Here is a 22,847-nt window from a genome sequence, read left to right on the forward strand (position 1 = left end):
CGGTCACACGGCGGACCCGCCGGCCCGTGCCCACGCCGCCAGCTCGACCAGCACCCGGCGGGCGGCGTCGGCGTCGGCGAGGGGTTCGTCGAAGGGCAGGCGGGCGCTTTCTTCCTCGCGCACCAGGTCGCAGCCGTCGGCGTCGATGGCGGCCATGCGCCAGCCCGTCCCGTCGCGCCCGAGCAGGCGCGTCGCGTAGAGGTCGATCGCCTCGCCGTGGTCGTCGTTCATGTGACCGCAGATGCCGTCCTCGGCGGCGGCGAGGGCCGCGGCGGCGTCCGCCGGCGTCAGCACCCCGGCCGGCTCGTCGATCCACACCGCGCGGGCGAAGCCGCCGACGAAGTGCACGCGCGCGATCTCCATGCGGAAGAAGGCGAAGTCGCCGAAGCCGGCATAGAGCGCCGCCGCCGGGTGGCGCGCCAGGAAGCGGCGGCGGCAGCGCTCGCGCACCGCCGCGTCGTCGATGCGGCGGATGCGGCCCATGACGGTGACGCGCTCGCCGGTCTGCGGGTTGGCGAGGCCGTCCGTGTCCTCCAGCAGCAGGGCGGCGCGGTCGTCGGCGGCGAGGTTGCGGGTGTGGTCCGACAGTCCCGACAGCAGCAGGATCGGGCTGGCGTCGTGGTCGGTGGCGATGGTCACCAGGCTGACGTAGGGCGCACCGGGGTCGCGCTCGCCGGCCACCGTCATGGTGGTGGACAGGGCGGCCTTGGGGCGGCTGCGCAGCAGGCGGCGCACCGCCTCGCGGTGGGTGCGGCCGGGCTTGATGGTGGGGATCTCGGGGGTCATGGCGGGCTCTTGCTCGGAAACGGGCGGGGCGGAGGCGATGCCCCTACATTCGGTCGGCGAAGGGGGCTTGGCAACCGCCCGTGAAACGCGCCACACTGCCGGCCATGCAGCGACGCTCGCCGACAGGCGCGCGGTCGGCCGACCAGCGACCGCGCATGTTCCAACGCCCTGCCGGGTTCTCCGCCTGGCTGGCGCTGGTGGCGTTGCTGCTGCAGGTGGTCGTTCCCCTGGGGCAGGCCGTCCCCCTCCCGGCCGGGGCCGACTCACCGCTGCGCAGCCTGGTGATCTGCACGGCCTATGGCCCGCGCGTGGTCGACCAGGGGGCCGACGCCCGCGGCGGCGCCTCCCCTTCCGCCGCCGCTGCCGCCCACAGCTGCCCCGTCTGTTCCTCCCTCGGCTTCTGCGCCGTGCCGGCGCCCGCCGTGGCCGCTCCCCTTCCGGCCGCCGCTCCGCTGGCCGTCGCCGCCGGGGCCGCCGATGCGGTCCGCCCCGACCGCAGCCCGGCCTCGACCCGTGCCCGCGGCCCGCCTGCCGCCGTCGCCTGACCCCTCCGTTCCTTCCGTTTCGTCAGACGACCCGACGAGGCGCGCCGTGCCGGCCGCCCGTCCGCAGGAGACCTCATCCGTGTTCACGCGCATCCTCGCCGCCGGCGCCGCCGCGGCCACCCTCGCCGTCGCCCTGTCCGCCGCCGCCGTCGCCCACGGCGACAACAACGCCCAGGTCGGCCCCATCGAGATCGGCCACGCCTGGGCGCGCGCCACGCCCCCCATGGCCCCGGCCGGCGGCGGCTTCCTGGAACTGAAGAATACCGGCACCACCGCCGACGCCCTGATCGCCGCCAAGGCCGACGTGTCGGAGCGGACCGAGCTGCACACCCACATCAAGGACGGCGACGTCATGAAGATGCGCCAGGTGGAGCGCGTCGAGATCCCGGCCGGCGGCGAAGTCGCCCTGCAGCCGGGCAGCTTCCACGTCATGTTCATCGGCCTGAAGAAGCCGCTGGCGGCGGGCGAGAGCTTCCCCGTCACCCTGACCTTCGAAAAGGCCGGCAGCGTCACCGTTCCCATGAAGGTCAACGCCATCGGCACCATGACCTACGACGGTGCCATGGGGGGTGGTTCGGGCCAGGGCGGCATGCAGCACGGCAGCATGCAGCACGGCCAGAAGAGCGCCAACTGAGATCGTTCCGGTCGCGGCGGCGTCTCAGGGCGCCGTCGCCACCAGGAACAGGCGGCGGAAGGAAAACGGCGTGCGCCCGTCGGGGTCGGCGGGATAGGCCGCGCGCAGCGCCGCCGCATAGGCCGCCGACAGGTCCTGCGTCTCCTCGGGCGACAGCAGGCCGAGCAGCGGGCGCAGGATGGTGCTTTCCGTCCAGGCGAAGACCGGGTCCTCGCCGTCGAGCAGATGCAGGTATTCCGTCGTCCAGATGTCTACATCCGCGGCCAGCGGCGCCAGCAGGCGGCGGTACGCGGCCGGGCGGGCGACGGGCGCCTCGCGTAGCGCCGGCCGCAGGCGGTTCTCCCACCGCGGATCATGGGCGATGCGAAACAGGGCCTGGTGGCTCGGCGCCGCGAAATTGTCGGGCATCTGAACCGCCAGCACACCGCCGGGGCGCAGGCCGGCCATCAGGCGCGGCAGCAGCGTCGCGTGGTCGTCGAGCCAGTGCAGGGCGGCGTTGGAGAAGATCAGATCGGCGGCGGCCGGCGGCGGCGGCCACGACGCCAGATCGGCCTCCACCCACGACAGGGTCGCGGGGCCTTCGGCCTTGGCGCGCGCCAGCATGGCGGGCGAGGAATCGACGCCGGTGATGCGGGCCTCTGGCCAGCGGGCGGCCAGCAGGCGCGTCGCCGTCCCGGTGCCGCAGCCGAGATCGAGAACGTCGGCCGGGGCCTCCAGCGTCACCCGCGCCAGCAGATCGAGCGCCGGGCGCAGCCGCGGCGCGGCGTGGGCGAGGTAGCGTGCGGGGTTCCAGTCGGTCATGCCGAGGTCGCTCCCGCCCCGCGGTGTCAGTCCTTGTAGCCGCCGTTGGTGATGAGGCGCCACACGTAGAACACCGCGAAGCCGAACATGATCAGGCCCATGGCGCCGACGGCGCCGTCTTCGGCGCGGGACGTGAACAGCAGGCCGAGCAGCCCCATGACGACCATCAGGGTTCCGGAGATCCAGCTGGAAAGAGTGTTCACGATCAGAGACTCCCGCTTGCACAAGACGGCCGAGGCCATGGTTGCGCCCCGTCTTAGCGCAAAACGGCGCGCGGATGAAGCACCGACTTGCCTCCGCCGCCCGCCACCGGCCCCTTGCTGCGGCGACCGCCCCGTGATAGCACATCCCAAACGATCGTTCGGGATGGAGGGCGGACCCATGCGGCTGACGCGCGAAGACGTGGTCGGACGGGCGGTGGAGGTGTTCCGCCGCCGCGGCTTCCATGGCACCTCCATGGCCGATCTGGCCGCCGCCTGCGGCATTCTCAAGGGCAGCCTGTACCATCACTTCCCGAGCAAGGACGACCTGGCCCTGGCGGTGCTGGAGGACATCCACGCCCACTTCCGCGCCGCCGTCTTCCCCCGCGCCCTCGGCTCCGCCGCGCCGGCCGACCGCATGCGGGCGCTGACGCGGGCGGTGGCGGACTACTTCGCCGCCCGCGACGGGTCCTGCCTCATGGGTGCCTTCGCCCTGGAGATCGGGGCGAGCGACGAGCGCTTCGCCGTGCGCATCCGCGCCTACTTCGACGACTGGGCCGCCGCCGCCGCCGCACCGCTGGAGCCGCGCCACGGCGCGGTGGAGGCGCAACGACTGGGGCACGACTTCGTCGCCCGCACGCAAGGGGCGCTGCTGTTCCTCAAACTGTCGGGCGACGACGAGCCGCTCGCCCGCTGCCACGCCGCCATGGTGACCGCCGCCGGCGGCTGACCTTGCGCCAACGCGCCGGGTCCATGCCCGGCTCGACATTTTCCCGCATTACCAACCAATCGTTTGTTCGTTTCAGGAGAGTTCGACCATGATCCGCCCTTTCCTCGCCAAGATGCGCGGCACCGGCCGGCCGCCCGCCGGCCCCGGTCTTCGCCATGCCGCCGCGGCGGGTCTCGGCGGCGGGGTGGCCCTGGCCGTCGTGGCGCTGCTGTCGGTGTGGGCCGAGGCGCCGCTGCTCATCGCGCCCTTCGGCGCCAGCTGCGTGCTGCTGTTCGCCGTGCCCGACAGCCCGCTCGCCCAGCCGCGCAACGTCATCGGCGGCCACGGGGTGGCGGCGCTGGTGGGCGTGCTGTTCCTCCTCGCCTTCGGGGCGGCATGGTGGGTGGCGCCGCTCGCCGCCGGGGCGGCCATCGCCGCCATGGTCGCCCTGCGCGTGGTCCATCCGCCGGCCGGGGCCAATCCGCTGGTGGTGATCGCCGGCGGTCACGGCTTCGGCTTCGTGGCGAGCCCGGTGCTGACCGGCGCCGCCGTGCTGGTGGCGGTGGCGCTGGTGGTCAACAACCTGCCGCGCGACCGCCGCTACCCGGCTTATTGGTAGAGCGTCCTGACCGGCGCGAAAGCCCATAAACTGCGCCCCGTTGCCCGCGCGGCCCGGAGTCGCGATAATCGGCCGCGTTTTCCAACACCCTCGGGGGGGACTCCATGTCGGGCAAGCCGGTCGCGCCCTATCCGCTCGCCGCCGTGGCGACGGCCGTGAAGCCGCAGGCGGCGGCGGTCCGCCTGCCCTTCGGCATGATGCCGCCGGCCGCCGCACCGGCCGCCGTGTCGCCCGAGGAGCTGATAACCCGCGGCGTCGAGCAGTGGCAGCGCGGCGCCCGCGCCGAGGCGGAAACCACCGTCGCCCGCGCCCTCGGCCTCAAGGGCAAGCTCAAGCCCGCCGACCGCGCCCGCGTGCTGACGACGCTGGCCGAGCGCCTCTACTTCGGCGACGACTTCGTGGAGGCGGCCGAGGCCGCCGCCCAGGCGCTGAAGCTCGACAAGGGCGCGACGCACGTCCGCCTCATCCGGGCCGCCGCCCTGCGCGGCTGGGGCCCGCTGGAGGACGCCGAGCGCGAAGCCCGCGCCGCCGTGAAGGCCGCCCCCGCCGCCGTGCCGGCCACCGACGGCCTCGTCGCCGTGCTGCTCGACCAGGGCCGGCCCGAAGCGGCGGAAGAGGCCATCGGCGCCCTGCTCGCCCGCGCGCCGAAGACGGCCGACGCCCACGCCCTGCTCGCCCGCCTGCTGCGCCGCCGCGGCCGCTACGACGAGGCCGCCGCCGCCGCGCGCGCAGCCCTCGCCTGCCCCGACGCCCAGCGGCCGCGCCTGGAGTGGGTGCTCGGCTCCATCCTGCACGACGCCGGTCGCTACGCCGAGGCCGAGGCCGCCTTCCGCCGCTCCATCGCCGCCGCACCGAAGATCGGCGACGCCTGGGGCGCCCTGGTCAATACCTTGCAGGCCGCCGGCCGCTACGACGAAGCGGTGGCGACCGTGCGCCAGGCCCGCGCCGCCGTGCCGGGTTACGAGAAGCGCTTCCTCGACCTGTTGTGGCCGAGCGCCCCCATCGCCGCGCCCGAGCGCGCCGTCGACGGCAAGCGGGTGATCCTGGTCAACGGCTTCGGCCACTACCCGTCCATCCCGCTCGGCATCCCGCTCATCAAGGGCTACGTCGAGGAGAAGGGCGAGGGCTACCGCGTCACCTGCCTGGACGTGAACGCCCTGCGCTTCGACGCCCTGTTCCAGGCGCTGGAGTCCGAGACCCTGCATCCGTCCTTCGGCGACCGCGCCGAGTTCGTCGCCGCCGCCACCCTGTTCCGCGACGGCGGACCGGAGTTCCACGAGCCGGCCGCCTACGACCGTCACCTGGAACGCTTCATCAAGTTCTTCTCGCTGTTCTTCGAGAACGGCATGAGCCAGACCCGCCGCGGCGACGGCGCCGGCGCGCCGATCCCCTGGTGGGTCATCCGCGACGCCGAGCGCATCGTGGCGGAACGGCCGGGCGTGGTGGGAATCTCGGTCACCTATACCGACCAGATCCCCTATTCCCTGCTGCTCGCCCGCACCCTGCGGCGCATCGACCCGACCATCCGCATCGTCTTCGGCGGCGGCTTCTTCAAGGCCATCGACATGGAGGGCTTCCTGGCCGAAGCCTTCGTCGACTACGTCGTGCTGAACGCCGGCGAGGCCGCCTTCCTGGCCCTGCTGGAGGCGCTGAACTCGGGCTCGGAGACGCTGCCCGAAATTCCCGGCCTCGCCTTCCGCGCCCCGGAGACGCACGCCTTCCACATCAGCAAGGACGGCTTCCCGGTCGACTACAACACCCAGCCCTTCGCCGATTTCTCCGATTTCGCGCCGAAGGCCTACTTCGTGCCCGACCCGGTCTATCCGGTGCTGTCGTCGCGCGGCTGCTACTGGCGGCGCTGCACCTTCTGCAACCACTTCGCCTCCTACGCCGGCACCTACAAGACCCAGGCGGTGGACCGCGTGGTGGCGGAGATGAAGCACCAGCAGGAGACGCTGGGCGCCAAGCTGTTCACCTTCGTCGACGAGATGATCTCGGCCAAGCGGTTCTGGAAGATCAGCACCGAGATCCTGGCCCAGGGGCTCGACGTCCACTACTACGCGCTGGCCAAGCCGACGCGCGACTTCACGCCGGAAATCCTCGACAAGATGCACGAGGCCGGCTGCCGCGCCGTCTACTGGGGCCTGGAAAGCGGGTCGGAGCGCGTGCTCGCCCTCATGGACAAGGGCAACGACGCCGAGGGCTCGGAAATCGTGCTGCGGCGGTCGTCGGAGGCGGGCATCCGCAACCACTGCTTCATGATCATCGGCTTCCCGACGGAAACCCGCGACGACCTGCGCGACACCATCGCCTTCATGCACCGCAACAGTGCCTACGTCGACCAGATCCTGGCCGGCCATTTCGTGCTGGAGCCGGGCACGCCCATCCACGACCGGCCGCACGACTTCGGCATCCGCAAGGTCTATTACCGGCGCTCGCTGTGCGGCGGATTCCTGGTGGGGTTCGAGCCCGACGGCTGGATCGACCAGCCGACGGCGGCGCGCTATGCCGAGGTGCTGCGCGACCACTTCTTCGACCTGTTCAGCCCGCGCGGCCGCTACTTCGGCACCCCGCGCGAGCACATCGTCGCCGTCTACGCCAACGAGCCCAAGGGGACGCCGCGCCCCGGCAAGCCACTGCCGACGCCGGACGAGGTCGACCGCATGCTCGACGACCCCAAGCGCGTCGCCAAGGTGAAGACCTTCGACCTCGACCCGATCTGGTAGGCGCGGGCTGGTTGTCTTCGCCCCCGTCGGGCACCATGTCCTCCTCTGATTCGACGAACGAGGAGAGTGGATGATGGACGTGCGGCGGTTGCTCGACGGTGTGCTCGGCTCGGGCGTGGCGGCTGGGCTGGAGAAGGAAGCCCGGCGCCGGCTGGGCGGCAGCGTCCCCGCCTCGGGCGGCGGTGGCGGCTCGGGCAGCGGCTTCGGCGGCGGCATGCTGGGCGGCGCCGCGGCCGGCGGCCTCATCACCATGGTGCTCGGCTCCAAGAAGGGCCGCAAGATGGGTGGCAAGGCGCTGAAGTACGGCGGCGCCGCCCTGCTCGCCGGCCTCGCCTGGAAGGCCTGGAGCGACTGGAAGGGCGGCAAGGCGGCCCAGGGCACGCCGCTCGCCGACGTGGTGCAGGCGCCGCCGGCCCGCTCCGGCTTCGCCCCCGACGAGGAAACCGACGGCCGCGGCGAGGACTTCCGCCTCGCCCTGGTGCGCGCCATGATCGCCGCCGCCAAGTGCGACGGCCACATCGACGCCGACGAGCACGCCCGCATCACCGCCGCCATCACCGACCAGTCGCTGACCGCCGAGGAAAAAGGCTTCCTGCTCGACGCCTTCACGACCGACGCCGACCCCATGGCCATCGCCCGCCTCGCCCGCACCCAGGAACAGGGGGCGGAGCTTTACGCCGCGTCGCGCCTCGCCATCGACCCCGACGTGCCGGCGGAACACCAGTATCTGTCGCGCCTGTCGGCTGCCCTCGGCCTGCCGCCGGCGCTGGTGGAGCATCTCGACGCCAAGATCGAATCCGCCCGCGCCGAGGCCGGCGCCGACTGATCGCGGCCCGTCAGGGGCGCCCGGTCACAGCCGGGCGCAGACGGCGGTGACGGCGTCGGTGAACAGGTTCTCGAGCGGGTCCTGCTCCAGGCCCCACTGCGCCTTGACGCCGACGAAGCGCTCGACGTAGACGCAGCGCACCGACCACGCCGGCGGCAGCCATGCCAGCGGATCGCCGTCGCCCTTGGAGCGGTTGGCGCTCGCCGAAACGGCCAGCAGGTTGGCGGGATCGTTGGCGAAGGCGGCGCGGCGGTCGGCCGGCCAGCGGTCGGCGCCGCTGCGGTGCGCTTCCTTCAGCGGCACCAGGTGGTCGACGTCCAGCGCCCGCGGATCGGCGAGGACGTCGCCCGTGTAGGGGTCGCGCCAGCTGCCCGCCGCCACGGCGCAGCGGCGCTCGTCCCAGCGCACGGGCGTCTGGCTGTCACGCGCCAGGATGTCCTGGCGGGTGTCGCGGCAGTCGCCGTCGGCGTCGGTCCAGTGGGCGTAGAGGGCGCGGTCGAAGGGCTCGGCGACGGGGCGCACGGCTTCCGTCTCCCGACCCTCCAGCACGGCCGCACCGAAGGCGACCAGCAGCAGCAGCCAGCGCAAGGGGCGCGGCAGGCGCCGCCACGTATTGCCCAGGCTGCCACGGCCACGCCGCCGCGACGGCGAGGCGCGGGAGCGGCGGAACATGCGGGAAGCGGCCATGCGGCGGGGACTCCGGCCGGGAACGGGGAACGGCCCCGCCGTCGCCGACGGGTCCGCGCCCACTATCCCCGGGTGCACCCGGTGCGTCAATGCACCGGTGCGCGAAGCCCCGTCAGAGCACTTCCACCTGCTGGGCCATGGGGCCCTTCTTGCCCATGCGGGTGTGCAGGCGCACGCGCTGGCCGCTGTCGAGCAGATCGAGGCCCGAGCGCTGCAGGGCGCCGACGCCGACGAACACGTCCTTGCCGCCGGCGTCCGGGGTGACGAAGCCGAAGCCCTTGTCGGGGCTGAAGAACTTCACCACGCCCTCGACGGTCTCGTCGCCGCCACCGCCACCGCCGAAGCCGCCGTCGGCCCGGCCGCCGCCGAACCCGGCGGCGCCGCCCGCTTCGGCGGTGGAGGCGTCGATGGACTGGATGTCGGCGATCTGCGGACCCTTCGGCCCGACCTCGACGTCGCACACCAGCGTGGTGCCCGGCTGCACGTCGCGCAGGCCGACGCGCTCGATCACCGAGATGTGGAGGAAGGCATCGGGCGTGCCGTCGGTGAAGGCGACGAAGCCGAAGCCCTTGGTGGCGTTGAACCATTTGACCGTGGCGGTGACCCCGGTCCGGACGGGTCCCATGGGGCGGGAGGTGCGAGACTGCATCACGGGCACATAACCTTAGGTGAAAGACCAAATCGAGGATTGCCCGATTCGGCACTCCCTCTCAAGCCGAACGTGACGTCACTGACCTCAGCCCTCCGGGGTACTGGTCCGATACTCCGTCTTCATGAGCGAGAGTACCGGAAACGTCGTCCTCGTCTTGCCGAAGCTTGGCACCTTCGTTGCCCGAAGGAGCACCCATACGGGCGCTGGCGGGAGGGGGAACAACCGACTCGTGCCGTCCGTTCCACGCTGTCGGAGGCCCGCGGGCTCGGCTACACTGGCGCCCGCCCGACCCATAACCGTACGGAGGTTGTCCCATGGGGGTCCGTCGCCTGCTCGACGATTGCTGCGCCGCCGCCAAGCGCCTGATGCCGCTGGACGAGGCCCTCGCCATCATCGACCGCGACCTGGTGCCGGTGACCGACGTGGAGACCGTGCCGCTGTGGGCCGCGCTCGGCCGCGTGCTGGCCCACGACGTCACCGCGCGCATCGACCTGCCGCCGGCCACCAACTCGGCCATGGACGGCTATGCGGTGATCGCCGCCGACCTGGACGCCGACGCCGAGACCACCCTGCCCGTCACCGCCCGCCAGGCCGCCGGCCGGCCGCTGGACGGCACGGCGCAGGCCGGGGCGGCGGTGCGCATCTTCACCGGCGCGCCCATGCCCGCCGGCTTCGACGCCGTGGTCATGCAGGAGGAGGTGACCGTCCAGCCCGACGGCCGCGTCACCATTCCGCCCGGCGTCCGGCCCGGCCGCAACGTCCGCCACGCCGGCGAGGACGTGGAGGCCGGTTCGGTGGTGCTGCATTCCGGCGCCCGCCTGCGCGCCCAGGACATCGCCATGGCGGCCGCCGTCGGCCACGGCACCATGACCGTCAGCCGTCCCCTGCGCGTCGCCGTGTTCTCCACCGGCGACGAGCTGCACGAGCCCGGCGACGACCTGCCGCCCGGCTGCATCTACGACAGCAACCGCCACGCCCTGCAGGCGATGCTCGCCGGCCTGCCGGTGGCGGTGACCGACCTCGGCCGCCTCGCCGACGACCCCGCCGTGGTGACGCGCGCCATCGAGGCGGCGGCCGTCGACCACGACGTGGTGATGACCACGGGCGGCGTCTCGGTGGGTGAGGAAGATCACGTCCGCCAGGCGGTGGAGGCGAAAGGAGCCATCACCTTCTGGCGGCTGAACATCAAGCCGGGCAAGCCGGTGGCGCTCGGCCGGGTGGGCGAGACGGTGTTCATCGGTCTGCCGGGCAACCCGGTGGCGACGGCCGTCACCTTCCTGCTGGTGGCGCGGCCCATCCTGCTGCGGCTGGCGGGGGCGCGCGACATCGCGCTGCGCCGCTTCCAGGTGCCGGCCGGCTTCTCCTACGTGAAGAAGGAAGGCCGCCGCGAGTTCATCCGGGTGCGGCTGGAAACTCAGGCCGACGGCGGCACCCTGGCACGGCTGGAGCGCGGCCAGGGCTCGCACATGATCAGTTCGCTGGTGGACAGCCACGCCCTCGCCGAACTGGCCGAGGACAGCCCCGGCGTTCGCGAGGGCGAGGCGCTGACCGTCATCCCCTTCCCCGACACCATGGCCGGGTGAAAGGCGCCGCCTCGACGGCGGCGCATGGCGGGGTGAAAGGCGCCGCCTCAGCGGCGGCGCATGGTGTTCTGGATGCTGTCGCCGACGAACTTGGCCACGGCGAAGCAGGCGCCGAAGGTGACGACGAGGCCGAGGCCGACCTCCCACAGGTTGCCCGACAGCCAGCGGGCGGCGTCGCCCTTGATGACCGCCATCTCGATCACCAGCCAGATGGCGATGGGGGCGATCATGAACACGGGCAGGAGGATGGGCAGAAAGCGCATGGTGCGGGTCCTTTCGACGCGACTCTTTCTGCCCCGAGGGTAGGAGCGCGGCGCGTTGCGCCCCATGACAATCGTCAATCGCCGGAGAAAATGGCCGCAAGCGGGCGGTCGTCGGCGGCCTTGACCCGGCGCGGCCTCTCCCCCACCTGCACCAGCAGGGGTTTTCTTCGGCTGCCGTTCCGCTACAGTCGAGGGCAAGCCGTTCATTCTGCGCGCCTTTCGCCGCGCGCCACACCTTTCGTCAAAGCCATGAGGATCGTCCCATCATGAAGATTTCCTTCGCCAAGCCCGCCGTTCCGGACGCGGGCGCCCTCGCCGTGCTTGTCGCGCAGGACGCCGAGCCGGCGGCCTTCCTGAAGGATCTCGACGGCACGCTGAACGGCGCCCTGGCGCGCGCCCGCGCCGCCGGCCGGTTCGAGGGCAAGGCGGGGCAGACCCTCAGCCTGCTGGCGCCGATGGGCACCGATCTCGACCGCATCGTGCTGGTGGGCATCGGCAAGGCCGCCGACGTCGACAGCCTCGGCCTGCAGGCCGCCGGCGGCAGCGCCTGGGCGGCGCTGGCCGACGACAAGCAGGGCTGCATCGTCATCGACGGCCTCGAGACCAGCCGTTTGGACGAAGGCGAGGCCGCCGCCCAGGTCGCCTACGGCGCGCTGCTGCGCAGCTACCGCTTCGACAAGTACCGCACCACCGAGAAGAAGGACGACAAGCCGAAGCTGTCCAAGCTGACGGTGACCAGCCCCGAGCCGGGCGCCGCCAAGAAGGCCTGGGCGCCGCTGGAAGCCGTCGCCGCCGGCATCTTCCTGACCCGCGACCTGGTCAGCGAACCGGCCAACGTCATCCACCCGGAAAGCTTCGCCAAGGAATGCGAGAAGCTCGCCGACCTGGGCCTCAAGGTCACCGTGCTCGGCGAGAAGGACATGAAGAAGCTCGGCATGGGCGCCCTGCTCGGCGTCGGCCAGGGCTCGGCGCGCGAGAGCCAGATGGTGGTCATGGAATGGCAGGGCGCCGACGACAAGAAGGACGCGCCGGTCGCCTTCGTCGGCAAGGGCGTGTGCTTCGACTCGGGCGGCATCTCCATCAAGCCGGCCGGCGGCATGGAAGACATGAAGTGGGACATGGGCGGCGCCGGCGTCGTCACCGGCCTCATGAAGGCGCTGGCCGGCCGCAAGGCCAAGGCCAACGTGGTCGGCCTCATCGGCCTCGTTGAGAACATGCCGTCGGGCACCGCGCAGCGCCCCGGCGACGTGGTCACCAGCGCCTCGGGCCAGACCATCGAGGTCATCAACACCGACGCCGAAGGCCGCCTCGTGCTCGCCGACGTGCTGTGGTACGCCCAGGAAAAGCACAAGCCCAAGGCCATCATCGACCTCGCGACGCTGACCGGCGCCATCATCATCAGCCTGGGCGGCGAACACGCCGGCCTGTTCTCCAACGACGACGGCCTGTCGGACAAGCTCGCCGCCGCCGCCAAGGCGACCGGCGAGAAGGTGTGGCGCATGCCCATGGGCGACGCCTACGACAAGCAGATCAAGTCCGACATCGCCGATATGAAGAACACCGGCGGCCGCGAGGCGGGCAGCATCACCGCCGCCCAGTTCCTCAAGCGCTTCGTCAAGGACGGCCTGCCCTGGGCCCACATCGACATCGCCGGCGTGACGTGGTCGAAGAAGGACAGCCCGACGGTGCCCAAGGGCGCCACTGCCTTCGGCGTCCGCCTGCTCGACCGCCTCGTCGCCGACGAGTTCGAGGCGAAGTAAGCACTCCCTCCCGCGCGGCGGCCCTGTCCAGGGGCCGCCGCTTTTCCTTTTCATGCAGGCCTCATGATCGACATTTCCTTCGCCGCCGCCCTGCCCGCCGGCGGCGCCCGCGTGCTCGGCGTGTGGGAGGGCGGCAACGCCACCGCCGCCGCCCGCGCCTCCGTCGTCGCCGCCCAGGTGGAGCGGGCGCTCGCCGCCTCGCCGTCTTTCGGCGGGCGGGAGGGGCAGATGCTCACCCTGCTCGCCCCCGCCGACACGACGGCGGAACGGCTGGTACTGCTCGGCCTCGGCCCCTTCGGGGAGCTGGACGCCCACCGCGCCCGCCGCCTCGGGGCCGCCGTGGCGGCGGAGCTGGGCTGCGCCGGCGTGGCGCAGCTCGCCGTCGACCTGGACCTGACGCCGGAGACGGCGGCGGCCTTCGCGCAAGGGCTGGTGCTGCGCCTGCCGCGCCTGTCGCCCTGGCAGACCCGGCCGGAGCCCGCCGCCCACCCGACGCTGGTTGCCGCCACCCTCCGCATCTCCGCCACCGCCGCCGCCGAGACGCAGTGGCGCGCCGCCCGGGCCGAGGCGGGGGGCGTGCTGCTCGCCCGCGATCTGGTCGACGCGCCCGCCAACGTGCTGACGCCGCGCGCCTTCGTGGCACGGGCGCAGGCGCCGGAGGCGCTCGGCGTGCGGGTCGACGTGGTGCAGGGGGTGGACGCGCTGGAGGCGGCCGGCTTCGGCCTGCTCGCCGCCGTCGGCCGCGCCGCCACGGAGCCGCCGGCACTGGTGACGCTGACATGGCCGGGCGCGGGGAATGACGCCACCCCGCCGCTGGCCCTGGTCGGCAAGGGCATCACCTTCGACACCGGCGGCCTGTGCGTGAAGCCCGCCGACGGCATGGAGCGCATGAAGGGCGACATGGGCGGCGCGGCGGCGGTGCTCGGCGCGATCCACGCCCTGGCCGCCATGCAGGCCGCCTGCCCGGTGGTCGGCATCCTCGCCATCGCCGAGAACGCGGTGGGCGACTCGGCCCTGCGGCCGGGCGACGTGCTGCGCTCCGCCAAGGGCCTGACGGTGGAGGTGATCGACACCGACGCCGAGGGCCGGCTGGTGCTGGCCGACGCCCTGGCCCATGCCGCTTCCCTGCGGCCGCGGGCGGTGGTGGACGTGGCGACGCTGACGGGCTCGGTGGTGACCGCGCTCGGGCGCCACATGGCCGGGCTGTTCTGCGCCGACGCCGGCTTCGCCACCGCCTTGCGCGACCTCGGGGACGCGGTGGGCGAGCAGCTATGGCCGCTGCCGCTGACGGCCGACTACGACGACGACCTGAAGAGCGACCTCGCCGACCTGCTGCAATGCGCACCCGCCGGACGCTTCCTGCCCGACGCCCTGCACGCCGCCCGGTTCCTGCAGCACTTCGCGCCGGCGGGCGTGCCGTGGGCGCACCTCGACATCGCCGGGGTGGCCACCGCCGACGACGACCGCCCGCTGTCGCCCAAGGGCGCCACCGGCTTCGGCGTGCGCCTGCTGACGGCGCTGGCGGAGAGGCTGGCGCGGCCCGCACCCTGAAAGACCTCCACCTTTTTGGCAGTTGACCCGACTCGGGCGCGCCGGTTGTCATGACTGCAAAACAACCGGGAGGTCTTCCATGAACCGCTTCACATCCGCCGCGGCCGTCCTGGCCGTGGCGCTGCTGTCCGCCGCGCCGGCCGCCGCCTACGACCAGCTGGTCGAAAAGCAGGTCTTCGAGATGCCGACCTACACCACCCGCGGCGGCGCCACCATCGCGCCGGTGCGCATCGGCTGGGAGGCCTACGGCACCCTGAACGAGGCCAAGGACAACGTCATCCTGGTCACCCATTTCTTCTCGGGCACCAGCCACGCCGCCGGCAAGTACGCGGCGGAGGACAAGGCGCCCGGCTACTGGGACGCCATCATCGGCCCTGGTAAGGCGCTGGATACGGACAAGTACTACGTGCTGTCGTCGGACACGCTGGTGAACCTCAACACCGGCGACCCCAAGGTCACCACCACCGGCCCCGCCTCCACCAACCCGGCCACCGGCAAGCCGTGGGGCATGGACTTCCCCGTCGTCACCATCCGCGACTTCGTGGAGGTGCAGAAGGCCCTGCTGGACAGCCTCGGCATCGCCAAGCTGCACGCGGTGATGGGCGCCTCCATGGGCTCGCTGCAGGCCTACGAGTGGGCGGCGGCCTACCCGCAGATGGTGGAGCGGCTGATCCCCGTCATCGGCTCGGCGGAGGCGGACGCCTACCTCATCGGCACCCTGAACGTCTGGGGCGCCCCCATCACCGTCGACGCCAACTGGAACGGCGGCGACTACTACGGCAAGGAGCCGCCGAACAAGGGCCTCGCCGAGGCGCTGAAGATCGTCACCCTGCAGGCCAACCACTACGAATGGGCCGACGAGACCTTCGGCCGCGCCTGGGCCGAGGAGGGCAAGGATCCCGCCAAGTCCATGGACGCCAAGTACAAGGTGGAAGCGGTGCTCGACCAGGTGGCGCAGGCCCGCGCCAAGGTGTCGGACGCCAACCACTTTCTCTATCTGGTGAAGGCCAACCAGACCTTCACCGCCGGCCACGGCGACAGCCTGGCGGCGGCGCTGGCGAAGATCGAGGCGCCGACGCTCATCATCCACCAGCCGGAGGATCTGGTGTTCTTCCCCGAAGGCGTGCGCAAGACCGCCGCCCTCATCGCCGCCGACGGCACGCCGGTGAAGGTGGTGGAACTGGCCGGCACCCGCGGCCATCTGGACGGGGTGCTGAACATGGCCCAGGCGGCGGACGCGATCCGCACGTTCCTGGCGAAGGAGTGACGCGGGACTGAGGTGCGCCGCAAGGCGGACGGCGCGACCGCGCCGCGCGGCCCCTGCCGCGGGAGCCAAGCGGCCGGAGGCCGCGCCCGGCGCCTGAGGGCGCGGCGGTGATCCCACCGATCACCGCCGCAAACAGACTCTCAAGCCGCCTTGCCGATCCGCAGGGCGGCTTTCTTCTCGAAGCGGTCGCGCAGGGCCAGCGTCACGACGATGCCCAGCGTGCCGCCGACCAGGATGTCGGCCAGGAAGTGCTGGAAGGTGGCGACGCGGCTCAGCGACACGATCAGCGCGATGCCGAAGAACCACCAGCGGTGCCGCGGGAACAGCACCGACAGCGCCACCATGGCCGACCAGATGGCCTGGGCGTGGCCCGAGGGGAAGCTCTGCTCGCCCGAGAAGGGGAAGAAGCCGTAGAGCGGCGTATCGGGGCTGAACATCTCCTTCGGGCGCACCCGGCCAGTGACGAACTTCACGATGTGGACGGCCGCGCCGCTCAGCAGCATGGCGAGCAGCATGAACCCCCACGCCCGCAGCTGCCGGCGGCATTCCTGCAGGCCCTCCAGCGTCCAGGCGAGCTTGCCGCGCACCCAGGCGGTCAGCAGTCCGACCAGCGCCACGCCGTACCAGTATTCCGCCAGCCCGACGTCGCTCACCACCCGCCAGAAGCCGTAGCCCTCGTCGCTGAGGCCGGCGCGGATGCGTTCCGACAGCGGACGGTCCACCAGCACCACGCTGGCCAGCGCCACCAGCAGCACGGCGGCGCAGGCGCTCCAGCGCGGATGGCGGCGCACCAGGGCGAGGGCGTCGGCGGCGGCGATCACGTCACGGGGTCTCCGAGCGGTAGAGGGTGATGTCGACCTCGCGGCCGCGGGAATAGTTGAAGCCCTGCACGCTGTCCACCGGCACCACGGTGGCGTCCGGGCGGGCGGCCAGGGTGTCGAGGAAGGCCTGCTGGTCGCGGCTCTCCACCGCCGCCACCGCGCCCGGATGGTCGGCGAGGTAAGTGGCGGCGCCCTCGGGCGAGGTCAAGACCGTCTCGGTGCCGGCGAGGAAGACGAGGCTCGGCTCGGTGTAGCCGGTGGTGACCAGCGGGAAGGCGCGGCCCGGCAGGGCGGCGTCGTAGGCGGCGACGAGGCGCGGGCTGACGGCGAAGTCGGTCAGGCCCGGCAGCACCACCGTGAAGACGCCGATGTAGGTGACGCCGGCGCAGGCAATGGCGGCGGCCAGCGCGTTGAGGTAGCGGGTGCGCCACGCCAGCACCACGGGCACCACCGCCGCCGCCAGGGCGGCCAGCGCGATGGGCAGCGTCAGGACGTTCAGGCCGTCGCCATGGATGTTGGGCAGGGCGACGGAGGCGCCGGCCAGCGCCAGCCCGACCACCGCCCACACCGCGTACCACACCCGCGCCGGCAGGCCGGCGAGGCGCTGGTAGGCGGCTTCGCGCACGGCGAAGAGCGCGGTGGCCACCAGCAGCGCCAGGGCCGGGTAAAGCGGCAGGGTGTAGTGCGGCAGCTTGGTCGGCACCAGCTCGAACATCAGCCACGCCGGGCCGATCCACGCCAGCAGGAAACGCATGGGCGCCTGTGCCCGCTCCGTCCAGCCGCGCCGCAGGGCGGGCCACAGGAACAGGCTGCCGGGCCAGAAGGTCACCAGCGCCAGCACCAGGTAATAGCCGGGCGGCGCGCCGTGGCTCTCCTGGCCGGACAGCAGCTTGGGCAGCAGGTCCTGGCCCACCGCCTCCGACAGGAAGCCGCCGCTGGTCGCCTCGTTCACCGCCAGGTACCACGGCAGGAAGACGGCCAGCGCCAGCGGGATGCCCATCACCGGGCGCAGCCCGTGCAGCCACGAGATCCGGCGGTCGACGACGGCGAGGGTGAGCATGGTCAGCAGCAGCACCGCCGCCACCACCGGCCCCTTGATCATCACCGACCAGCCGAGCGCCAGCCAGAACAACAGGACGTTCCACCCCGGCACCGCCTTGCCGCCGCGCGACTGCACGTAGAGCCGCCCGAAGGTGCCGAGCACGGCGACGGCGCAAGCCAGCAGCACGGCGTCGGTCTTGGCCTGATGCGCCTCCGTCACCAGGATCAGCGACGCCGCCAGCACGCCCGCCCCGACCAGCGCCACCCGCCTGTCGAGCAGCGCCGCGCCGAAGTAGAAGGTGCCGAGCACCGCCATCACCGCCCCGAACACCGACACCAGGCGATAGGGCCACATGGCGGTGTCTTCCGGGTGGCCGAGGGTGTCGACGACGGCCGACTGCATCCAGTGGATGCCGACCGGCTTCTTGTGGCGCGGCTCGTCCTGGAACCAGATGGTCACATAGTCGTCGGTGACCATCATCTGCCGCGACGCCTGCACGAAGCGGCTCTCGTCGCGGTCGAGCGGCGGGACGGCGGCGATGCCGGGCACGTAGAGCAGGGCGCACAGCAGGGTCAGGATGGCGTAGGGCCGCCAGCCCTGGAGGATCTTCTGCACGGTGCGGCGCTCCTGCTCGCTCGGTCGACGGAAAAGGCACGGCCCCCGGACACGGGGTCCGGGGGCCGCTTTAGCACATCACCGGGCCGGCTCGCCAGCCCGGGACGATGACGAGGGCGCGTGCCCCGGCCCGCGTCAGCGGGTCGGGATCGGCTTCTCGCCGGAGTAGTCGTAGAAGCCCTTGCCGGTCTTGCGGCCGAGCCAGCCGGCTTCGACGTACTTCACCAGCAGCGGGCAGGGGCGGTACTTGGTGTCGGCCAGACCGTCGTGCAGCACGTGCATGACGGCGAGGCAGACGTCCAGGCCGATGAAGTCCGCCAGTTCCAGCGGGCCCATCGGGTGGTTGGCACCCAGCTTCATGGCGGTGTCGATGGAGTCCACCGAGCCGACGCCTTCGTACAGGGTGTAGACCGCCTCGTTGATCATCGGCAGCAGGATGCGGTTGACGATGAAGGCCGGGAAGTCTTCGGCGTTCACCGGCTGCTTGCCGAGGGTCTCGGTGAACTTGCGGATCGCGGAGAAGGTGCTTTCGTCCGTCGCGATGCCGCGGATCAGCTCGACCAGCTGCATGACCGGCACGGGGTTCATGAAGTGCATGCCCATGAACTTGCCGGGACGGTCGGTGGTGGCACCGAGGCGGGTGACGGAAATGGACGACGTGTTGGTGCAGAGGATCGCCTCGGGCTTCAGGCTCGGGCACACCTTGGCGAAGATTTCCTTCTTCACCGACTCGTCTTCCGTCGCCGCCTCGATCACCACGTCGCAGTCGGTGAAGACGAATTCGGTCGTCGTGCGGATGCGGCCGAGGGTGGTCGCCTTGCCCGCCTCGTCGATGACGCCCTTCTTCAGCTGACGGTCGAGGTTCTTGGTGATGACGTTGAGGGCCTTGTCCAACTGGGCCGGGTTGATGTCCACCAGTTGGACGTCGTAGCCCGACAGCGCACAGACATGGGCGATACCGTTACCCATCTGGCCGGCGCCGATGACGCCGATCTTATTGATCATGTAACTGGCCTTTCCTTGACTGGCTGTATGCGTGTCGACCCAGAGAAGCCCCTACGCTCTCTTGCATTACTGCGTTATTTGACCTTGTCGAGTTCCTGCTCCAGTTCCGGAAGAACCTGGAACAGGTCGCCGACCAGGCCGTAGTCGGCGACCTGGAAGATGGGCGCTTCCTCGTCCTTGTTGATCGCGACGATGACCTTGGAGTCCTTCATGCCCGCCAGATGCTGGATCGCGCCGGAAATGCCGACGGCGATGTACAGGTCGGGGGCGACCACCTTGCCGGTCTGACCGACCTGGTAGTCGTTGGGCACGAAGCCGGCGTCGACGGCGGCGCGCGAGGCACCGACGGCGGCGCCCAGCTTGTCGGCGACCGCTTCGATATGCTTGAAGTTCTCGCCCGAGCCCATGCCGCGGCCGCCGGAAACGACGATCTTGGCGCTGGTCAGCTCGGGACGCTCGGACTTCGACAGCTCCTGGCCGACGAAGCGCGACAGGCCCGCGTCGGCGGCGGGGCTGCCGTCTTCGATGGTGGCCGAACCACCCTGGGCGGCGGCGGCGTCGAAGCTGGTGCCGCGCACGGTGGCGACCTTGACGGCGTCCTTGGACTGGACGGTCGCCATGGCGTTGCCGGCGTAGATCGGGCGCACGAAGGTGTCGACGCCTTCGACCGCCGAAATCTCGGAGATCTGGGCGACGTCGAGCAGCGCGGCGACGCGCGGCAGCACGTTCTTGCCGAAGGTGTCGGCCGGGGCCAGGATGTGGCTGTAGGCGCCGGCCAGCGACACGATCAGGTCGGCCATGGGCTCGGCCAGCGGGTGGGCGTAGGCGTCGGCGTCCACCTTGATCACCTTGGCGACGCCGGCGATCTTGGCGGCGGCCTCGGCGGCGGCGCCGATGTCCTTGCCGGCGACGAGCATGTGGATGTCGCCCGCGCCCTTGTCCGCCAGATGCTGGGCGGCGGTGACGGTGTTGAAGACGCCGCCGCGCAGCGCGCCTTCGAAGATTTCGGCGATGACCAGGATGCTCATCAGATCACCTTCGCTTCGTTCTTGAGCTTGTCGACCAGGGTGGCGACGTCCGGCACCTTGATGCCGGCCTTGCGGGCGGCCGGTTCCTCGACCTTCACGGTCACGAGGCGCGGCGCGACGTCGACGCCCAGATCGGCGGGCGACAGGGTGTCGATGGGCTTCTTCTTGGCCTTCATGATGTTCGGCAGCGACGCATAGCGCGGCTGGTTCAGGCGCAGGTCGGCGGTCACCACGGCCGGCAGCTTGAGCGCGACGGTCTCGAGGCCGCCGTCGATCTCGCGGGTGACCTGCAGGCCGTCGGTCACGTCCATCTTGGACGCGAACGTGCCCTGCGGCCAGCCGAGCAGAGCGGCCAGCATCTGGCCGGTCTGGTTGCTGTCGTCGTCGATGGCCTGCTTGCCGAGGATCACGAGATCCGGGCTTTCCTTCTCGACGACCGCCTTCAGCAGCTTGGCGACGGCCAGCGGCTGCAGCTCGTCGTCGCTCTGCACCAGGATGCCGCGGTCGGCGCCCATGGCGAGGGCGGTGCGGATGGTTTCCTGGCACTGGGCGACGCCCAGGCTGACGGCGACCACCTCGGTGGCCTTGCCGGCCTCCTTCAGGCGGACCGCCTCTTCGACGGCGATCTCGTCGAAGGGGTTCATGGACATCTTGACGTTGGACGTTTCAACGCCGGTTTTGTCGGCTTTGACGCGGATCTTGACGTTGTAGTCGACGACCCGCTTGACGGCGACGAGAACCTTCATGGATTTCCTGTCATCTCAGCGGTTGCGTTCCGGTCTTACTCCCCCGACGGGGCGGCTTGCGCCTCGTCGTCGCGCTGTACGCGCAACCTTTATGTTTGCGGCGCAAAATAAAGGCTTCGGAATATCGTGTCAATCTGACCGGCCAGTACGGCACGATTGTTGCCGCTAGCGGTTGCCCCCCGGGACCCACAGCACATCGCCCGGCCCCTGGGCGTTAAGGTACCGTGCCATCACGAAAAGATGGTCCGACAGGCGGTTGATGTAGCGGATGGCGTCGGGGTTCACCGGCTCCACCTCGGCCAGGGCGGTGATGGCGCGTTCCGCCCGCCGGCACACGGTGCGGCCGAGGTGAAGGTGCGCCGCAGCAGGGGCGCCCCCGGGCAGAACGAAGGATTTCAGCGGCGCGAGGTCGGCGTTCATGGAGTCGATTTCCTCCTCCAGCCGCGTCACCTGCTGCGCCGTCATGCGCAGCGGCGGATATTCCGCCTGATCCTCGCCCTCGCTCGGCGGGATGCAGAGGTCGGCGCCCAGGTCGAACAGGTCGTTCTGGATGCGCATGAGCATCTGGTCGGCCGCGGTGCCCGCGGTGTGCAGGCGGGCGATGCCGAGGACGGCGTTGGCCTCGTCCACCGTGCCGTAGGACTCGACCCGCAGGTCGTGCTTGGCCACGCGCGTGCCGTTGCCGAGCGACGTCTTGCCGGTGTCGCCGCCCCGGGTGTAGATGCGCGTCAGTTGAACCATCCGGCTTTGCTCCCCATACTGCGGTCCGCGTCGGGCGGTGCGGCGGCGGCAGCCGAAGGTATCGTGCCGCCCGCCGGGGCGCTAGAATGCGCCGCCTCGCGCGCCCATGCAAAGGACAATCGGTTTCGTGTTCCGGATCTATCCGACCCTGTCGCGGTACGTGACGCGCCACTTCCTGGGGGCGTTCACCGGCACGTTGCTGGTCATCGCCGGCCTGATCGTGCTGTTCGACCTGATCGAGCTGCTGCGCCGCGCCGCCGGCACCGGCACGCCGGCGGGCGAACTTGTGGTCATGGCGCTGCTCAAGCTGCCCAACATGATCCACACCACCCTGCCCTTCGTGGTGCTGGTGGCCGCCATGATCACCTTCTGGCGGATGGCCCGGTCGTCGGAACTGGTGGTGATGCGCTCCTCCGGCGTCTCGGCCTGGCAGTTCCTGGCGCCCATCGTGCTGGTGACGGCGCTCATCGGCGTGATCGAGATCACGGTCATGAACCCGGTCGGCGCCCGCCTCTACGCCCGCTTCCAGGCCATGGAGCAGGATTTCAAGCTGTCCGACGATGCCGGCGCCCTGAACTTCTCGGGCGGCGGCATGTGGCTGCGCGAGAGCGGCCCCGGCGAGCGCACCGCCATCCTGCGGGCGGGGTTGGTGCGGCAGGAGGACTTCACGCTCAAGATGGGCCGCATCTCGGTCTTCGAGCTGAAGGACGAAAACCACTTCATCCGCCGCATCGAGGCCGACCGCGCCACCCTCGGCGACGGCGTGCTGAAGCTGCAGGACGCCTGGGTCATGGTGCCCGGCCTGCCGAGCCGCAAGCTCGACGCCATGGAGCTGCCGACCACCCTGACCATCGGCCGCATCCAGGAGAAATACGCCCAGCCCGAGAGCGTGCCGTTCTGGGAGCTGCCGGACTTCATCGCCTTCTTCGAATCGGCCGGCTTCTCGGCCCACCGCCACACCATCTACTGGCACAGCCTGCTGGCCTCGCCGCTGCTGCTGGCGTCCATGGTGCTGGTGGCCGCGGTGTTCACCATCAACCCGAACCTGCGGTCGGGCAAGCTGCTGTTCCGCGTGCTCGGCGGCGTCATGGCCGGGTTCGGCCTGTACTTCTACAGCAAGGTCACCTATGCCCTCGGCCTGTCGGACACCCTGCCGCTGGCCCTGGCGGCGTGGAGTCCGGCGGCGGTGACCGCGCTGCTCGGCACCGCCTTCCTGTTCCACCTGGAAGACGGCTGAGGC

The 22,847-nt window shown here is 71.3% G+C and carries 23 protein-coding genes; 11 read left to right on the plus strand and 12 right to left on the minus strand.

The features are described 5' to 3' along the window. Window positions 1-3: 3 nt before the first annotated feature. Complete coding sequence (locus CRP50_RS10245) at window positions 4-786, minus strand: HugZ family protein (protein ID WP_097279066.1); 783 nt, start codon at window positions 784-786, stop codon at window positions 4-6. A gap of 155 nt (window positions 787-941) precedes the next feature. Here CRP50_RS10245 and CRP50_RS10250 point away from each other — a divergent pair, with 155 nt between their 5' ends. Both CRP50_RS10250 and CRP50_RS10255 read left to right on the plus strand, forming a co-directional pair. Beyond that, a complete protein-coding gene (locus CRP50_RS10250) occupies window positions 942-1,331 on the plus strand; it encodes a DUF2946 family protein (RefSeq protein WP_176525116.1) in 390 nt (129 codons plus the stop codon). A 79-nt stretch (window positions 1,332-1,410) separates the two neighbouring features. Then, window positions 1,411-1,965 (plus strand): copper chaperone PCu(A)C, encoded by a 555-nt coding sequence (locus CRP50_RS10255; protein ID WP_245913432.1) that lies wholly within the window; start codon window positions 1,411-1,413, stop codon window positions 1,963-1,965. A 24-nt stretch (window positions 1,966-1,989) separates the two neighbouring features. Here CRP50_RS10255 and CRP50_RS10260 read toward each other — a convergent pair whose 3' ends face one another. Beyond that, complete coding sequence (locus CRP50_RS10260; RefSeq protein WP_097279069.1) at window positions 1,990-2,766, minus strand: methyltransferase domain-containing protein; 777 nt, start codon at window positions 2,764-2,766, stop codon at window positions 1,990-1,992. Between the two features lie 26 nt (window positions 2,767-2,792). Continuing rightward, complete coding sequence (locus tag CRP50_RS25775) at window positions 2,793-2,969, minus strand: hypothetical protein (RefSeq protein WP_217992032.1); 177 nt, start codon at window positions 2,967-2,969, stop codon at window positions 2,793-2,795. A gap of 178 nt (window positions 2,970-3,147) precedes the next feature. Here CRP50_RS25775 and CRP50_RS10265 point away from each other — a divergent pair, with 178 nt between their 5' ends. The 4 genes from CRP50_RS10265 to CRP50_RS10280 all read left to right on the plus strand — a co-directional run bounded on the left by CRP50_RS10265 (window position 3,148) and on the right by CRP50_RS10280 (window position 7,846). Then, a complete protein-coding gene (locus CRP50_RS10265) occupies window positions 3,148-3,696 on the plus strand; it encodes a TetR/AcrR family transcriptional regulator (protein ID WP_217992033.1) in 549 nt (182 codons plus the stop codon). An 88-nt stretch (window positions 3,697-3,784) separates the two neighbouring features. After that, complete coding sequence (locus tag CRP50_RS10270; RefSeq protein WP_097279071.1) at window positions 3,785-4,294, plus strand: HPP family protein; 510 nt, start codon at window positions 3,785-3,787, stop codon at window positions 4,292-4,294. Between the two features lie 104 nt (window positions 4,295-4,398). Continuing rightward, entirely contained in the window at window positions 4,399-7,020 is a 2,622-nt protein-coding gene (locus tag CRP50_RS10275) for a B12-binding domain-containing radical SAM protein (protein ID WP_097279072.1), read from the plus strand. 70 nt (window positions 7,021-7,090) lie between these two features. Beyond that, window positions 7,091-7,846 carry a tellurite resistance TerB family protein gene (locus CRP50_RS10280; protein ID WP_281257913.1) on the plus strand — a complete coding sequence of 252 codons (756 nt, stop codon included), beginning with the start codon at window positions 7,091-7,093 and terminating at the stop codon, window positions 7,844-7,846. A gap of 24 nt (window positions 7,847-7,870) precedes the next feature. Here CRP50_RS10280 and CRP50_RS10285 read toward each other — a convergent pair whose 3' ends face one another. Both CRP50_RS10285 and CRP50_RS10290 read right to left on the minus strand, forming a co-directional pair. Then, window positions 7,871-8,533, minus strand: a complete 663-nt coding sequence (locus tag CRP50_RS10285) for an HNH endonuclease family protein (RefSeq protein ID WP_097279073.1) — start codon at window positions 8,531-8,533, stop codon at window positions 7,871-7,873. Window positions 8,534-8,645: 112 nt separating this feature from the next. Next, window positions 8,646-9,158, minus strand: coding sequence for a cold-shock protein (locus CRP50_RS10290; RefSeq protein ID WP_245913433.1), 513 nt, complete (start codon window positions 9,156-9,158; stop codon window positions 8,646-8,648). A gap of 341 nt (window positions 9,159-9,499) precedes the next feature. On the opposite strand from CRP50_RS10290, the gene glp reads away from it, so the two are divergent. Further along, window positions 9,500-10,768: a gephyrin-like molybdotransferase Glp gene (gene glp / locus CRP50_RS10295; RefSeq protein ID WP_097279075.1), complete on the plus strand. Its 1,269-nt coding sequence runs from the start codon at window positions 9,500-9,502 to the stop codon at window positions 10,766-10,768. 47 nt (window positions 10,769-10,815) lie between these two features. Here the strand turns inward: glp and CRP50_RS10300 are convergent, their stop codons facing one another. Further along, window positions 10,816-11,031 carry a hypothetical protein gene (locus tag CRP50_RS10300; RefSeq protein ID WP_097279076.1) on the minus strand — a complete coding sequence of 72 codons (216 nt, stop codon included), beginning with the start codon at window positions 11,029-11,031 and terminating at the stop codon, window positions 10,816-10,818. A gap of 266 nt (window positions 11,032-11,297) precedes the next feature. Between CRP50_RS10300 and CRP50_RS10305 the strand changes: the two genes are divergently transcribed. From CRP50_RS10305 to CRP50_RS10315, 3 genes are all read left to right on the plus strand, one after another. After that, entirely contained in the window at window positions 11,298-12,791 is a 1,494-nt protein-coding gene (locus CRP50_RS10305; RefSeq protein WP_097279077.1) for a leucyl aminopeptidase, read from the plus strand. Between the two features lie 63 nt (window positions 12,792-12,854). Continuing rightward, window positions 12,855-14,342, plus strand: a complete 1,488-nt coding sequence (locus tag CRP50_RS10310; RefSeq protein WP_097279078.1) for a leucyl aminopeptidase family protein — start codon at window positions 12,855-12,857, stop codon at window positions 14,340-14,342. A gap of 79 nt (window positions 14,343-14,421) precedes the next feature. Next, on the plus strand, window positions 14,422-15,609 hold the full coding sequence (locus tag CRP50_RS10315; protein WP_097279079.1) for an E22 family MetX-like putative esterase: 1,188 nt from the start codon (window positions 14,422-14,424) through the stop codon (window positions 15,607-15,609). 140 nt (window positions 15,610-15,749) lie between these two features. Here CRP50_RS10315 and CRP50_RS10320 read toward each other — a convergent pair whose 3' ends face one another. The 6 genes from CRP50_RS10320 to CRP50_RS10345 all read right to left on the minus strand — a co-directional run bounded on the left by CRP50_RS10320 (window position 15,750) and on the right by CRP50_RS10345 (window position 21,607). Beyond that, complete coding sequence (locus CRP50_RS10320; protein ID WP_097279080.1) at window positions 15,750-16,430, minus strand: phosphatase PAP2 family protein; 681 nt, start codon at window positions 16,428-16,430, stop codon at window positions 15,750-15,752. Between the two features lies 1 nt (window position 16,431). Then, window positions 16,432-18,087, minus strand: coding sequence for an ArnT family glycosyltransferase (locus CRP50_RS10325; RefSeq protein ID WP_097279081.1), 1,656 nt, complete (start codon window positions 18,085-18,087; stop codon window positions 16,432-16,434). 135 nt (window positions 18,088-18,222) lie between these two features. Beyond that, on the minus strand, window positions 18,223-19,092 hold the full coding sequence (locus CRP50_RS10330; RefSeq protein WP_097279082.1) for a 3-hydroxybutyryl-CoA dehydrogenase: 870 nt from the start codon (window positions 19,090-19,092) through the stop codon (window positions 18,223-18,225). Between the two features lie 74 nt (window positions 19,093-19,166). Further along, on the minus strand, window positions 19,167-20,120 hold the full coding sequence (locus CRP50_RS10335) for an electron transfer flavoprotein subunit alpha/FixB family protein (protein ID WP_097279083.1): 954 nt from the start codon (window positions 20,118-20,120) through the stop codon (window positions 19,167-19,169). Beyond that, entirely contained in the window at window positions 20,120-20,866 is a 747-nt protein-coding gene (locus CRP50_RS10340) for an electron transfer flavoprotein subunit beta/FixA family protein (protein ID WP_097279084.1), read from the minus strand. The genes CRP50_RS10335 and CRP50_RS10340 overlap by 1 nt, the downstream gene beginning before the upstream one ends. A 165-nt stretch (window positions 20,867-21,031) precedes the next feature. Continuing rightward, window positions 21,032-21,607 carry a cob(I)yrinic acid a,c-diamide adenosyltransferase gene (locus tag CRP50_RS10345; RefSeq protein ID WP_097279085.1) on the minus strand — a complete coding sequence of 192 codons (576 nt, stop codon included), beginning with the start codon at window positions 21,605-21,607 and terminating at the stop codon, window positions 21,032-21,034. 127 nt (window positions 21,608-21,734) lie between these two features. On the opposite strand from CRP50_RS10345, the gene lptG reads away from it, so the two are divergent. Continuing rightward, a complete protein-coding gene (gene lptG / locus CRP50_RS10350; protein ID WP_176525117.1) occupies window positions 21,735-22,844 on the plus strand; it encodes an LPS export ABC transporter permease LptG in 1,110 nt (369 codons plus the stop codon). Window positions 22,845-22,847 lie beyond the last annotated feature (3 nt).

Source organism: Caenispirillum bisanense (assembly GCF_900230255.1).
GTDB lineage: Bacteria > Pseudomonadota > Alphaproteobacteria > Rhodospirillales > Rhodospirillaceae > Caenispirillum > Caenispirillum bisanense_A.

Bases quoted from the DNA above. Each gene is read 5' to 3' on its own strand.
- CRP50_RS10250 (WP_176525116.1), top strand. From the start codon at position 942: ATGTTCCAACGCCCTGCCGGGTTCTCCGCCTGGCTGGCGCTGGTGGCG.
- CRP50_RS10290 (WP_245913433.1), bottom strand. From the start codon at position 9,158: ATGGGACCCGTCCGGACCGGGGTCACCGCCACGGTCAAATGGTTCAAC.
- CRP50_RS10245 (WP_097279066.1), bottom strand. From the start codon at position 786: ATGACCCCCGAGATCCCCACCATCAAGCCCGGCCGCACCCACCGCGAG.
- glp (WP_097279075.1), top strand. From the start codon at position 9,500: ATGGGGGTCCGTCGCCTGCTCGACGATTGCTGCGCCGCCGCCAAGCGC.
- CRP50_RS10260 (WP_097279069.1), bottom strand. From the start codon at position 2,766: ATGACCGACTGGAACCCCGCACGCTACCTCGCCCACGCCGCGCCGCGG.
- CRP50_RS10270 (WP_097279071.1), top strand. From the start codon at position 3,785: ATGATCCGCCCTTTCCTCGCCAAGATGCGCGGCACCGGCCGGCCGCCC.
- CRP50_RS10305 (WP_097279077.1), top strand. From the start codon at position 11,298: ATGAAGATTTCCTTCGCCAAGCCCGCCGTTCCGGACGCGGGCGCCCTC.
- CRP50_RS10265 (WP_217992033.1), top strand. From the start codon at position 3,148: ATGCGGCTGACGCGCGAAGACGTGGTCGGACGGGCGGTGGAGGTGTTC.
- CRP50_RS10275 (WP_097279072.1), top strand. From the start codon at position 4,399: ATGTCGGGCAAGCCGGTCGCGCCCTATCCGCTCGCCGCCGTGGCGACG.
- CRP50_RS10310 (WP_097279078.1), top strand. From the start codon at position 12,855: ATGATCGACATTTCCTTCGCCGCCGCCCTGCCCGCCGGCGGCGCCCGC.
- CRP50_RS10300 (WP_097279076.1), bottom strand. From the start codon at position 11,031: ATGCGCTTTCTGCCCATCCTCCTGCCCGTGTTCATGATCGCCCCCATC.
- CRP50_RS10285 (WP_097279073.1), bottom strand. From the start codon at position 8,533: ATGGCCGCTTCCCGCATGTTCCGCCGCTCCCGCGCCTCGCCGTCGCGG.
- CRP50_RS10280 (WP_281257913.1), top strand. From the start codon at position 7,091: ATGATGGACGTGCGGCGGTTGCTCGACGGTGTGCTCGGCTCGGGCGTG.
- CRP50_RS10345 (WP_097279085.1), bottom strand. From the start codon at position 21,607: ATGGTTCAACTGACGCGCATCTACACCCGGGGCGGCGACACCGGCAAG.
- CRP50_RS10315 (WP_097279079.1), top strand. From the start codon at position 14,422: ATGAACCGCTTCACATCCGCCGCGGCCGTCCTGGCCGTGGCGCTGCTG.
- CRP50_RS10340 (WP_097279084.1), bottom strand. From the start codon at position 20,866: ATGAAGGTTCTCGTCGCCGTCAAGCGGGTCGTCGACTACAACGTCAAG.
- CRP50_RS10335 (WP_097279083.1), bottom strand. From the start codon at position 20,120: ATGAGCATCCTGGTCATCGCCGAAATCTTCGAAGGCGCGCTGCGCGGC.
- CRP50_RS10330 (WP_097279082.1), bottom strand. From the start codon at position 19,092: ATGATCAATAAGATCGGCGTCATCGGCGCCGGCCAGATGGGTAACGGT.